9 protein-coding genes are annotated in these 11,980 nt (G+C 69.9%); 2 read left to right on the top strand and 7 right to left on the bottom strand.

The annotated features are described in order from the left end of the window. Positions 1 to 16 precede the first annotated feature (16 nt). Together ACIRC0_RS05955 and ACIRC0_RS05950 are read right to left on the bottom strand one after the other, a co-directional pair. Positions 17 to 1,273, bottom strand: a complete 1,257-nt coding sequence (locus ACIRC0_RS05955) for an ROK family transcriptional regulator (RefSeq protein WP_403611765.1) — start codon at positions 1,271 to 1,273, stop codon at positions 17 to 19. Between the two features lie 115 nt (positions 1,274 to 1,388). Beyond that, positions 1,389 to 2,633 carry a D-arabinono-1,4-lactone oxidase gene (locus ACIRC0_RS05950; RefSeq protein WP_403611762.1) on the bottom strand — a complete coding sequence of 415 codons (1,245 nt, stop codon included), beginning with the start codon at positions 2,631 to 2,633 and terminating at the stop codon, positions 1,389 to 1,391. Between the two features lie 223 nt (positions 2,634 to 2,856). Here ACIRC0_RS05950 and ACIRC0_RS05945 point away from each other — a divergent pair, with 223 nt between their 5' ends. Both ACIRC0_RS05945 and ACIRC0_RS05940 read left to right on the top strand, forming a co-directional pair. Further along, positions 2,857 to 4,203 (top strand): radical SAM protein, encoded by a 1,347-nt coding sequence (locus ACIRC0_RS05945; RefSeq protein WP_403611759.1) that lies wholly within the window; start codon positions 2,857 to 2,859, stop codon positions 4,201 to 4,203. Positions 4,204 to 4,421: 218 nt separating this feature from the next. Further along, positions 4,422 to 5,918, top strand: a complete 1,497-nt coding sequence (locus tag ACIRC0_RS05940) for a cellulose binding domain-containing protein (protein ID WP_403611756.1) — start codon at positions 4,422 to 4,424, stop codon at positions 5,916 to 5,918. A gap of 39 nt (positions 5,919 to 5,957) precedes the next feature. On the opposite strand, the gene ACIRC0_RS05935 is transcribed toward ACIRC0_RS05940, so the two are convergent. The 5 genes from ACIRC0_RS05935 to ACIRC0_RS05915 all read right to left on the bottom strand — a co-directional run bounded on the left by ACIRC0_RS05935 (position 5,958) and on the right by ACIRC0_RS05915 (position 11,971). Beyond that, the gene (locus ACIRC0_RS05935) at positions 5,958 to 6,230 is read right to left on the bottom strand and encodes an acyl carrier protein (RefSeq protein WP_403611753.1); all 273 of its coding nucleotides are present in this window, start codon (positions 6,228 to 6,230) and stop codon (positions 5,958 to 5,960) included. Between the two features lie 172 nt (positions 6,231 to 6,402). Beyond that, entirely contained in the window at positions 6,403 to 7,998 is a 1,596-nt protein-coding gene (locus ACIRC0_RS05930) for an acyl-CoA ligase (AMP-forming), exosortase A system-associated (protein WP_403611750.1), read from the bottom strand. A 186-nt stretch (positions 7,999 to 8,184) separates the two neighbouring features. Continuing rightward, positions 8,185 to 9,192: a TauD/TfdA family dioxygenase gene (locus tag ACIRC0_RS05925; RefSeq protein ID WP_403611747.1), complete on the bottom strand. Its 1,008-nt coding sequence runs from the start codon at positions 9,190 to 9,192 to the stop codon at positions 8,185 to 8,187. A 30-nt stretch (positions 9,193 to 9,222) separates the two neighbouring features. Continuing rightward, a complete protein-coding gene (locus ACIRC0_RS05920) occupies positions 9,223 to 9,396 on the bottom strand; it encodes a hypothetical protein (protein WP_403611744.1) in 174 nt (57 codons plus the stop codon). A gap of 10 nt (positions 9,397 to 9,406) precedes the next feature. Then, entirely contained in the window at positions 9,407 to 11,971 is a 2,565-nt protein-coding gene (locus tag ACIRC0_RS05915) for a Pls/PosA family non-ribosomal peptide synthetase (protein ID WP_403612739.1), read from the bottom strand. Between the last annotated feature and the right edge of the window lie 9 nt (positions 11,972 to 11,980).

Below are 11,980 nucleotides of genomic sequence, written 5' to 3'. Positions count from 1 at the left end.
GAGACCGCGACCGTGCTCACCCCTTCGGGCCTGCGCGCGCCCGCGGTCTCGACACAGGCGCGCCCCGCTGGCTGACCGACTGGAGCGCGCCTTCGAGTGCGAAGGTCGCGGCTCCGAGGCACACCGGGTCGGTCGGGATGGGGGACAGGACGATCTCCGTGGCCGTGAACGGCCGCTTGAGCGCGTGCCGGGAGACGGCCTCACGCACCTCGTTCAGCAGCGGCTCGCCGAGCGTGGCCGCGACCCAGCTGCTGAGCACGACCACCTCCGGGTTCAGCAGGTTGACCAGGTCGGCGATCCCGGCGCCGAGGTAGCGGGCGGTGTCCCGCACGACCTTGATCGCGACCGGGTCCTGCTCGGCGACCCCGCGCGCGAGGGCGTCGATCGTGGCGGTCTGGTCCTCGGGGTGCAGCAGGGGGCTCTGCGGGCTCAGCTCCCGCAGGTTGAGCATGATGCCGGGCGCGCCGACGTACGTCTCGACACAGCCGTGGTTGCCGCAGTGGCACAGCCGCCCGTCCAGCACCAGCGTCGTGTGGCCCCACTCGCCGGCGCTGTTGCTGACGCCGCGGTGCAGGCCGCCGCCCAGCGCCAGCCCGGCGCCCACGCCCGTGCCCAGATTGACGACCACGGCGTCCCCGCGTCCGCGCGCCGCGCCGAACCACAGCTCGGCGACCGCGCAGGCGCGCAGCGGGTTGTCCAGGTAGAGCGGGTAGGCGATGTGCTCGGAGAGCAGGTCGAGCAGCGGTACGTCGTGCCAGTCCCAGTTCGGGGCGTACTCCGACACCCCACGGTCGCGGTCGACCTGGCCCGGGACGCTGACGCCGACGCCGAGGACGCGGGCGCCCTCCACCCCGGCCTGGGTGACGACCGAGCCGACCGCCGCGGCGACATGCGCGACGACCTGCTCGGGGCGGTTCTCGCCGGGGCGCATGTCCTCGTCGGCGCGGGCGAGCATGTTCAGCGCCAGGTCGAACAGCTCGACCCGGACGTACGTCTCCGCGATGTCGACGCCGATCAACGCGCCCCCCGACGCGTTGACCGCGACCAGGCCGCGCGGCCGGCCGCCCGCCGAGTCCTCGAAGCCGACCTCGGTCAGCATGCCGAGGTCTAGCAGCTCACCGACGAGAGTGGCGACCGTGGCCAGACTCAGTCCGGTCGCCGCCGCCAGCTCCTGACGGGACGTGGGGGAGCGGGCGATGATCTGGCGCAGCACCTCGTAACGGTTCGCTGTGCGAATATCGCGTGAGGTGCGCTTGACCGGCACGTCCCCCATCCTCCCCAGGTCATGGCGAGGCCTCATGCCTCGGCGCGGCAGGAGCCTATGCCGGGACCGGCCTTTCTACAAGGGGTTAGGAAAGGGGGTTTATGAAGTCGGGCCGCCCCCTGTCTCAAAAGCCGAGCACCTCCCGCACGAACGCGTTCCGGAACTTGCCCGCCGGGTCCAGCTCCGCCGCCAGCGCCGTGAAGTCGTCCAGCCGCGGGTAGCGCTCGCGGAGCACCTGCGGAGGCACGGTGAAGATCTTGCCCCAGTGCGGCCGCGCCTCCAAACCGTCCAGCGCCGCCTCGACCCGCCGCACCACGGGCAGCACGGCCGCCGTGTCCTCGACCCAGGTGAAGTGCAGCGCCACGGTGTCCCGCCCGTACGCCGGACTCAGCCACTGCGCGTCGGCGGCGACCGTCCGCACCTCGCAGGTCTGCAGCACGGGGGCGACCGTCGCCCGGATCGCGTCGAGGGCCCGCAGTGCGGCCGGCGCGTACGGGCGCGGCAGCAGGTACTCGGACTGCAGCTCGGCGCCACTGCTCGGGGTGAAGTCCGCCCGGAAGTGCGGCAGCCGCTCGTGCCAGGGGCCCGGGACGCCGAACTGCTCGGTGCAGTTCACCGCGGGCATGCCCGGCACCGGGTGCATCGCCTCGGTGGCGGGAGAGGCCCACGGGAAGTCGGGCAGCGGCTGGTCCGTGCGGCGCTTGAGCCACACCTGCCTGAAGCCCGGGGCGCGCCAGTCGGTGAACAGGCTCACGCTGTACGCGGCCGCCGCCACGGTCTCGTAGTCGAGGCCCTCCAGAGGCAGTTCGGTGAAGACGTGCTGTTCGACCTCGTACGACGGCTCCAGGTCGAGGGTGAGGGCCGTGACCACGCCGAGCGCGCCGAGGGAGGTCACGGCACCGTCGAAGCGGGGCTCGCCCCGGGAGATCCGTACCGTCGACCCGTCCGCGGTGACCAGCTCCACCTCGCGCACGGCCGAGGCGAGCGAGCCGTTGGCGACGCCCGAGCCGTGGGTGCCGGTCGCCACCGAGCCCGCCACCGAGATGTGCGGCAGGGAGGCCATGTTGTGCAGCGCGAGCCCGTGCTCGTGGACCACCCGGGCCAGCTCGGCGTACCGGACGCCACCGCCCACGCGCACCGTGCGGGCCGCCGTGTCGACGTCGACCTCGTCCGGCAGGGCGGCGAGGGAGAGCAGGACGCCTTCGGCGCCCGGTTCGGCGATCTCGTTGAACGAGTGCCCGCTGCCGAGCACCCGCACGGCCGCGCTGTCCGCGACGAGCGAGCGCAGCGCCTGAAGTGAGTGCGGGCGGTGCAGCTCCTTGGCGGCGTAGGTGATGTTGCCGGCCCAGTTGGTCACGGTCTCGGTCATGCCGTCGTCCCTCCCCGGGGAATGCCAGTGGCTACCGGAATCCCAGCCGAACGGCACCGGGTGATCAAGCCCCGTTCGCATGCTGAACCCGACCTGCGAAAAGGGCGAAAGGCGACAGAAGTGGGCAACGGGCGCGTCGGACGGGGACCCGGCACATCCGGACGTCCGGCGGAGGCATACCGTGAGGAGTCGAGCAATACACGCCGGGAGCGAGGAGAACGGGATGGGTGACAGTCGCACCGCGCTGGTCGAGGACCTGATGGAGCGTTTCCCGCACGTGCCGCGGGAGGCCGTCTTCAAGGAGGACCTGCTGCGGGGTGGAGTCGCCTTCGACCAGTCGGCGCTCAGCGACAACGAGGACGGCGACGTCAAGCCGAAGTCGTACTTCATCTTCTCCTTCGACCACGGCACCCTGCCGGAGCTGGGCGAGGCCGCGCTGCGCCGTCCGCCCGAGGAGATCATCCTCACCGGCGGCCCCTACGACCTGCGGCGGACCGTCGTCTCCGTACGGGTGAACCCCGCCTCGCCGTACCGGGTCGCCGCCGACGAAGAGGGCCTGCTCGGGCTGTACCTCGACGGCAGGCGGATCGCGGACGTCGGCGTGCCGCCCATGCCGGAGTACTACCGGCACACCCTCTCCAACGGGAAGTCCGTGATGGAGGTCGCCCCCACCATCCAGTGGGGCTACCTGATCTATCTGACCGTCTTCCGGGTCTGCCAGTACTTCGGCGCCAAGGAGGAGTGCCAGTACTGCGACATCAACCACAACTGGCGCCAGCACAAGGCGGCCGGGCGGCCGTACACGGGCGTCAAGGACGTCGAGGAGGTGCTGGAGGCGCTCGAGATCATCGACCGCTACGACACCCAGAAGGCGTCCACGGCCTACACCCTCACCGGCGGCGCGATCACCTCCAAGGTGGCCGGCCGTGACGAGGCCGACTTCTACGGGCACTACGCCAAGGCCATCGAGGAGCGCTTCCCCGGCCGCTGGATCGGCAAGGTGGTCGCGCAGGCGCTGCCGAAGGACGACGTACAGCGCTTCAAGGACTACGGCGTCCAGATCTACCACCCCAACTTCGAGGTGTGGGACCGCCGCCTGTTCGAGCTCTACTGCCCCGGCAAGGAGCGTTACGTCGGCCGGGACGAGTGGCACCGGCGCATCCTCGACTCCGCGGACGTCTTCGGCGCGCGCAACGTGATCCCCAACTTCGTCGCGGGCGTGGAGATGGCCGAGCCCTTCGGCTTCACGACGGTCGACGAGGCCATCGCCTCCACCACCGAGGGCCTGCGCTTCTTCATGTCGCACGGCATCACGCCCCGCTTCACCACCTGGTGCCCGGAGCCCACGACCCCGCTCGGCAAGGCCAACCCGCAGGGCGCGCCGCTGGAGTACCACATCCGGCTGCTGGAGGCCTACCGCGCCACCATGGACGACTTCGGGCTGTCCTCGCCCCCCGGCTACGGCCCGCCCGGCCCGGGCCGCGCGGTGTTCTCGGTCAGTTCGTTCATGGACAGTCTCCCGGCGGACGAAGCCGTGGGTGAAGGGGTCGAAGAACCGACGCATGCGTAACAATGCGATCACGGGCCCCGCGCGCTGAGTCGCAGCGGGGCCGTGGTCCGTACAACTCCACAGCGCGCAACCACCGGCAACGGGATTTGAATACGCCGCTTGTCAGTTGTGTGGGAGCCGTGAAAGGCTCTGGGCCTGCCGTTGAGACGACCCTCAACTCCCTTGTTTCTCAGGTGAGTTGGCTTTGCTTGTGGAAGCAGTTGACGCAGGAGCCCCCCATGCCCGACCTGCCGACCCCCCAGGACGCCGCCGAGGCCGCACTGTTCTCGGAGTGCTGGGACGCGGTCCTGTCGTACGCCGACCTGTGCACGTCCGGTTCGGCCGTCGGCAGGCAGCTGGCCACCGAGGCGTTCTCCCACGGCATCCAGGAGGTCCGCGCGGGCGAGGCCCAGGGGAAGGCCACCGGGCGCCGCGTGCCGCGCCTGCCCCGGATCCCCCTGCTGCTGACCGCGGTGCGCACCACCGCCGCCGCCTGGGAGACGGAGGGCAGGGGACACCACCTCGACCCCGACCTGCGGCTGTGGCTCAACTCCGACAACGCCGCCCGCTACACCGGTCCGCCCCTCCAGCGCCCCCTCGCCCTGCGCGGCCTGAAGGACATGCAGGAAGCGGACGCGGCCCTGCTGTGGCTCGCGGAGGTCGAGGCGCTGCCGCTGCCCGACGTGGCCCGCCGGCTCGGCCTGGACCCGGCGTCCGCCACCGAGGAACTGGCCCAGGTACGGGCCCTGTTCCGGGAGCGTTGCCAGCGCAACCACCTCGACACGCCCATGGACCCCGACTGCCGCAGCTACGCCCGGCTGCTCGACGCGGTCACCCGCTCCTCGGGCGCGGAGACGCCCGAGGACCTCTCCCGGCACCTCGCGACCTGCGTGGGGTGCGCTGAGGCGGCGGCCTGCCTCAGGCTGCACGGCGGCGGCACGCCCGCCGCACTCGCGAGCGGGGTGATCGGCTGGGGCGGGCTCGCCTATCTGGAGCGGCGCCGCCGGGCGGCGGAGGCCGGACTGACCGGCGGGCGTGCGGACGCGGGCACGGACCGGGGCATCACCGTGGGGGCCCAGGCACGGCCCCGGATCGGCCGCACCGGGATCCTCGCCGCCGCCGTGATCGTGTCCGCGCTCGCGCTCACCGTCTCGCTGCTGCAGCTGGGCAGCTCGGGCGGGGACGACACCACCGCGGGCAGCGCGGTGACCGGCCAGTCGATCACCGCACCGGGGCTGTCCTCGTCCCCCCGCGGCCCGTCCGCCGGCAACGGCACGCCCGGCGCCCCCGCCACCTCCCGTCCGGCCGGCTCCCACAGCGCGACGAGGAGCCGGGACTCCGACACCGAACCGCAGGGCACGTCGACGAGCCCGGTCGGCGAACCGTCCACCGCCTCCGGCCCCGACAAGGCCACCCCGCCGACGTGCCGGGTGAAGTACGAGGTGGTCAACCAGTGGCCGGACGGCTTCCAGGCCACCGTCACGGTGACCTCGACCAGGGCGCTCGCCGACTGGCGCATCGGCTGGAGGTTCCAGGACGGCCAGCGCATCACCCAGATGTGGGACGGCACCTACACCCAGGACGGCCCCGAGGTCACCGCGAAGGCCGCCGACTACAACAAGCAGGTCGCCGCGAACGGCACGTTCGCGGTCGGCTTCCTCTCCTCCTGGCACGGCAGCAACGCGCAGCCGCGTGCCTTCACGGTGAACGGGGCGCGCTGCACTACGGCGAGCTGAACCTGCCGGAAAAAGGTACTCGACTCCGCGGAGCGCCTCTCAGCGCACCTTGGACTCCACGAAGGCCGCGAGCCGCCCGAGGGTGTCGAAGGTGTCACCGACGATCTCTTCGATCTCGATCTCGATCCCGAACCGTTTCCTCAATGCGACGATGAGCTTGACGACGGTGAGCGAGTCGAGCTCAGGAAGATTGCCGTACAGTCCCGTCTCCGGCCCGAGGTCATCGGTCTGGTCCTCGATGTCCAGCGTGACCACCAGGACGGCCTTGACGTCCTCGAAAATCGCCTGCGAGATCTCTGGCGAGCGAGTCATGGCTTCTCCTCATCGGTCGTGCGGACCCGGCGGCCTGCGCTCCACACGGTGTCGGACGGCCGACGAACGCTGTAGGGCCGGCCGTCATCCCGTAGGCGCGGGCCTGAAAGACCGTCACAAGGTCGCCGCGACGTTCCCCAGCTGATCGTGGGGTGCGCGTAGGCGCCTGCGTTCATGCGGGGTCCTGAGGGCGGGAGGCGGTGAGCTCGTGGCGAAGGAACGCCCGGTCGAACTTGCCGTTCGGCGTTCGGGGCAGGGCCCCGAGGACCACCACCTCGGCGGGCACCATGTAGCCGGGTAGTTCCTGCCGCAGGCGGGCGGTCACCGCGGCCGGGTCGAAGCCGGCGGGATCGCAGGGTGTCACGACGAGGACGACCCGGTGGCCGAGCGCCTCGTCCTCGAGGCCGAGCGCGACGGCATCGTGGACCAGGCCGGTCTCGTACGCCACTTCCTCGATCTCCTGCGGGCTGACCCGATATCCCGATGTCTTGATCATGTCGTCACGCCGTCCGACGAAGTACAGGAAACCCTCCTCGTCGCGGACGACGACATCGCCGGACCAGACCGCCAGCTCGGGCGTACACAGCTCGACCGGACGGTTCGGCGGCGGCCGGAACCGCTCGGCCGTGCGCTCCGCGTCATTCCAATAACCCAACGCGACAAGCGGACCTCGGTGCACCAGCTCACCCGGCTCTCCCCGACCGCACAGGCCGCCGTCCTCCCGGACCACGAGGATCTCGGCGTTCGGGATGGCCTTGCCGATCGAATCGGGCCGCCGGTCGACCTCCCGGGGGTCGAGGTAGGTGGAGCGGAAGGCCTCTGTGAGGCCGTACATCAGGTATGGCGTTGCGGCCGGGAAGATCGCTCGCAGTCGTTGCAGGGTGACGCGCGGGAGTCGCCCCCCAGTGTTGGCGAAGTAGCGCATCCCGGCCACGGCCTCGGACGGCCACGTCTGGGCTGCGAGCTGGATCCACAGCGGCGGTACGCCCACCAGCCCGGTGATGCGGTGCTTCGCGCACAGCCGGACGACATCCCCCGGCAGCAGGTAGTTGGCGAGCACCACGTGGGCGCCGACGCAGAAGCCGGTCGTCAACTGGCTCAGTCCGGCGTCGAAGCTCAGCGGGAGAACGGCCAGGATTCGGTCCTCCGCCGTGTTGTTCAGGTAAGTGCTGACGCTCTCCGCGCCGACGACGAGGTTGCGGTGCGACAGCACGACGCCCTTCGGGGCCCCGGTGCTCCCCGACGTGTAGAGGATCGCGGCCACATCCGTGTCGAGGCCGCCCGTCGCAGGACACACGGCCTGGCTCGCGGGCTCGGCGACCTTCGACCAGGGGAGCACGCGGTAAGGGGCTTCCTCGTCCTCAGCAGGCGAGTCGCCCAGCACGAGGACGTGGGAGAGTGACTTGCAGGCGGCGAGCTCGGCGCGCAGGGTCCGCAGCCGGTCCGTGGAGGTCACCAGTACCCGCACGGCACAGTCGTCGAGGATGTGCCTCACTTGCCTGGCCCGCAGCACGGGATTCACCGGGACGAACACGCCACCGGCCCGCGAGCAGGCGAACAGCGCCACGACGGTCTCGATCCTCTTGTCGAGGAAGACCGCGACGCGCTCGCCACCATCTAGGCCGAGGTCACGCAGGCCGGCGGCCGCGAGCTCCGTCCGCTCGTGCAGATCGCTGTAGGAGATCGTGGTCGTCCGTGCGGTGAGGGCGGGCGCGCCGGGGTTGCGCTGGGCGGACCTCGCAACGAGGTCCGGCAATCGGATGATCATTTCGGCGGATTCCTTTCCGTCGCTTCTGCCTGGCAGCCGGCGAATCCCAGCCCCCCTCTGCCCTGCGCCGACTCGTCTCCAGGGGCAGGACCGGGATCGCCTGGGCGCTGGACGCGGAGGTTCGACGGCTCGCGCGGTGGCCCTGGGCACCGGAGACGACCCCGAACGGTCGCACGAAGGACGTGGTCATCCGGCGTTCACGTCGACGGTCGGTGAGCAGTCGGCCAGGCGCACCGGGTCGACCATCCCGACCAGGACTTCACGCGGTCCGGTGAAGGGCTCCCTGCTGTGTGCGCTGCGGATGTTGTCGACGAGCATCAGATCGCCCGCCTGCCAGGGCTCCCGCACGGTTTTGGCCTCGTACACCTCGTTGAGCAGCTGCACGACGTCCTCGCCTATCGGGTCGCCGCCCCCGAAGCGGGTGGTGAACGGCAGCCGGTCGGCGCCGTAGGTGTCGACCAGGAACTCGTGCACCTCGGGGTCGAGCGTCCACTCGTTGAGGAAGGCGATCTGGTTGAACCAGCAGCGCCGCCCGGTGACCGGGTGCCGCACCACCGCGCTGCGGCGCTGCCGGGTGCACAGCCCTCCATCGGGTTGCCACTCGAACTCGATGGCGTTGGCGCGGCAGTAGCTCTCGACCGCGCCACGGTCCTCGGTGCCGAACGCCTCGGCGACCGACGTGCCGATCTCCTCGTTGTAGTTGCGGACGAGCATCCAGCCCTCTCGCTCGAGCCGTTCGACGAGGTCACCGGGCAGCGCGTCGAGGGTGGCCGTCGAGTCCGCCACACCGGTCGCCCCGCCCTCGGTGGGCGCGGACAGGCACGCGAAGAGCATCAGGCCGGGGAACTCGAGCCGGTAGCTCAGTTCGTGGTGCATGCACATCGGCTGGTTCGGCGGCCACTTCGAGGAGGAGTACACGCCCTCTGCGTAGGTCCGCCGGGAGGCGAAGGCCTCTCTCTCGGTCATCAGACCGGTGCGGGCCAGTTGGTGGAAGACGGCGACGGTCTCGGCCACGTCGCGCAGCCCGAGGCCGCGGACGAGGACCGATCCGTGCTCGGCGATCACATCGCGCAGCGCCACGCGGTGCTCGGCTGCCCAGCGCACCGCGTCGCCGGCAGGCCTGGTGTGCAGGATCGGCGGTTTGCCAGGTTGCAGGTCCACCTCGAGCAGCGCCGCCTGGGAAGAGGACGACATCTCATTTCTCCTTGATTCCTCGATGTCCACTCAGGAAGGAGGCACCAGCACCAGCGTCCACTCGGCCCGCGCCGGCGTGGTCGCGATCCGATCGGCCGGAAAACGCGGCCGCGACGGCGTCCGGTGCATCGGCACGCGCTGCTCCAACAGCTCGTGGAACCGGCGGTCCGGCAGCTCCCGGCCGGTCTCAACCCGGTTGTCCATCGAATCGTCCCTACGTTCCACGTTCGCCGGGCGTCAGTCGCCGCGGACGCGTACGGCGGCGCAGTCGAGGATGATCCTGCGCACCTGAAAGGTCAGCCGACTGCTCGCGCATCTTCCTGGCCGGGTTCCCGCCCCACAGTGCGTGCGGTGGCATTTCCTCGCCCTTCATGAGGAAGGAGCTGGTGGCAAGCACCGCGCCGTCGCCCATGGTCACGCCGTAGTGGACGAATGCGCCGACACCGAGCGTGCAGCCGGCACCGATCACGATGCGGTCCGACTTGAATCCTCCGTCCTCCTGCGAGTGGCACTGCATGACGGTGTCCACATTGAAAGTGCAGTCGTCCCCGATCGTGGTGAACGTCCGCTCGGGCACGCGGAGGCCGTCGTCGAAGACCCGGCGGCCGATCCGCATACCCAGCAGCCGCCAGATCACGTTCTTGAGCGGGGTGCCGTTGAAGACGAGGACATAGGCGAGGGAATTTATTTTCCAGAAGCGTTCGTGCCGCCAGAAGGCGCGGTCGTAGATCGAGCAGCCCTGCGGCCGCAAGGCCTGCAGCGGCCGGACCAGCCGGTCGACCAGGACGTTGTAGGCGACGGTGAAGACGAAGACCCCGGCGGTGGCCACTGCAAACGCGAGCGCACCCAGGGAGCCCCAGAGGTCGATGGCGGCCAGGTAGAGCACGGTGACGATGAAGATGAGGATCCAGCGCGCCAGCAGGAACAGCGCCATGCTGATGGTGTTGTAGACGTTCTTGGCCCGGAGGCGGCGGCGCAGCTCGTCCTTGTTCCCCACGTCGAGCTCCTTGTCACGCTTGACCGAACGCGGGATCACGAAGCTGGGCGCGCCCAGCAGGCCCACGCCTTCCCGCACCTGCCCGTCGACCGGAGCCATGACCTTCGTCGCGAGGAGGCAGTTGTCGCCCGTCTTGCCCTGCGCGGGATAGGCGATCATGTTGCCGAGGAAGTTCTCCGCCCCGATCGACACGCGGGACACCCGGAACGAGGTGTTCGAGAAATCCGCATTGATGATGGACAGCCCATCCGCGACCATCGTTCCGCTGCCGACCGCGCTGAGGAACGGGGTGTCCTGCTTGACCGATTCGCCGAAGTTCGAACCGGTCTGCCGCACCCCGCGAAGGTCGTAGCCCAGCCAACGCAGGTAGTGGACGATGTACGAGGTGCCACCGAAGAGAGTCACGTGGAACCTGCTGTTGCTCGTGCGGGCGATCGCGCGGTGGATCCAGTAGTGGAATCCGTACAGCGGGTAGACCTTGTCCGGCTTGATGAAGAGGTTCAGCACGCGAGGAACGATTCCGACGAACACGAGGCCGACGAGCACGGCGCCGAAGAAGAGCACGGCGGACATGACCAGCGCGTCGTCGCGGTAGAACGCCCAGCTCGTGAAGGAGACCGGTCCCGTGCTCCACAGCGTGGCGAGCTGCGGGACCTTCGTGAGCGCGAGGACCACGACGACGAACGTCAGCGGCGTACCCACCAGAAGCAGGTTCACCAGCTGCACGGTCGCGAAGACGACCCGTCGCCGGGTGCTGACGTCCATCGTGGGGATCCGCTGGCAGTCGACGTCGGTCTGCTGCGCGGGGGAGCCGTGCCAGCGCTCCCCTTCGGGCACGGTCTGCCCGGCGTGCAGCGAGGAGGAGTGCCCCAGCTCGGCCCCGTCACCCAGCGAGGTCCAGATGTCGAGCACCGTCATCTCGCCGACGAGCGAGTCCTTGCCGAGGCTGACCGCGCCCGTCTGGATGATGCCGTTGTGGGCCCGGTAGCCGTTGAAGAACGAATCCTTCCGGATCACCGCGCCGTCGCCGATGCTGAGCAGGTCGGTGCACACGGGCACGTTCCTGGAGAGGATGACGGCGCCGCGCCCGACCTTCGCGCCCAGTGCCCTCAGGTAGAGCAGGTAGAGCGGTGAACCGACGAAGAGCGCCATCGGGTTCCGCTGGACCAGGGTCTTGACGAGCCAGAAGCGGAAGTACGCCATGCTCCAGACGCGGATCTGCTGCGGCTTCCACCGGCCGACAAGCACCCACTTGACCAGGATCGGAAGGGCGCAGAGGCCGAGGAACATCGCGCCGCCGTACGCGACCGCCCGCAGGTAGATGTCGACCAGGTGTGGGCCGGCCGAGACCCATGCGTAGCCCTTCACCGCGACGACCGCGGTGAGGGCGGGGTAGCCGAGGAGGAACAGGAGCTGCAACGCCCCACAGAGGACGTACTCACCATTGCGCGCCCGCCTCGGCGGCTCAATGAGAGCAGCCGGAGTTGCCGGCTGCGAGGCAGGCCTGGCTTTGGTGTCGGTTTTGGTGTCGGCGAGGGCGGCTGCAAGCCTTCGGATCGTCGGGTGCTTGTAGATGTCCGGCATCGACACGGACGGCAGGTCGGTCTGCTTGCGTACGCGGGCGCAGAAACGGGCCATCGTCATCGAGTCGGCACCGAGGTCGTTGAAGAAGTGACTGTCGGCTGAGACGTGCTCGGTGCCGACGATGTCGGCCAGGAGGACCGCGAAGCGTTGCTCGTATGTGGCGAGAGTGGTCGGATTGGCAGCGGGGTCTGTGGTCAGGGCGTCGTG

The sequence above is a fragment of the Streptomyces sp. NPDC093984 genome (assembly GCF_044764595.1).
GTDB lineage: Bacteria > Actinomycetota > Actinomycetes > Streptomycetales > Streptomycetaceae > Streptomyces > Streptomyces cynarae.
Note: the sequence above shows the minus strand (reverse complement) of the source record. Positions and strands in the feature narration are given on the sequence as shown.

What these genes read in the sequence shown, in the direction of transcription:
- ACIRC0_RS05930 (WP_403611750.1), bottom strand. Translation starts at nt 7,998, where the DNA reads ATGATCATCCGATTGCCGGACCTCGTTGCGAGGTCCGCCCAGCGCAAC.
- ACIRC0_RS05940 (WP_403611756.1), top strand. Translation starts at nt 4,422, where the DNA reads ATGCCCGACCTGCCGACCCCCCAGGACGCCGCCGAGGCCGCACTGTTC.
- ACIRC0_RS05925 (WP_403611747.1), bottom strand. Translation starts at nt 9,192, where the DNA reads ATGTCGTCCTCTTCCCAGGCGGCGCTGCTCGAGGTGGACCTGCAACCT.
- ACIRC0_RS05935 (WP_403611753.1), bottom strand. Translation starts at nt 6,230, where the DNA reads ATGACTCGCTCGCCAGAGATCTCGCAGGCGATTTTCGAGGACGTCAAG.
- ACIRC0_RS05945 (WP_403611759.1), top strand. Translation starts at nt 2,857, where the DNA reads ATGGGTGACAGTCGCACCGCGCTGGTCGAGGACCTGATGGAGCGTTTC.
- ACIRC0_RS05920 (WP_403611744.1), bottom strand. Translation starts at nt 9,396, where the DNA reads ATGGACAACCGGGTTGAGACCGGCCGGGAGCTGCCGGACCGCCGGTTC.
- ACIRC0_RS05950 (WP_403611762.1), bottom strand. Translation starts at nt 2,633, where the DNA reads ATGACCGAGACCGTGACCAACTGGGCCGGCAACATCACCTACGCCGCC.
- ACIRC0_RS05955 (WP_403611765.1), bottom strand. Translation starts at nt 1,273, where the DNA reads ATGGGGGACGTGCCGGTCAAGCGCACCTCACGCGATATTCGCACAGCG.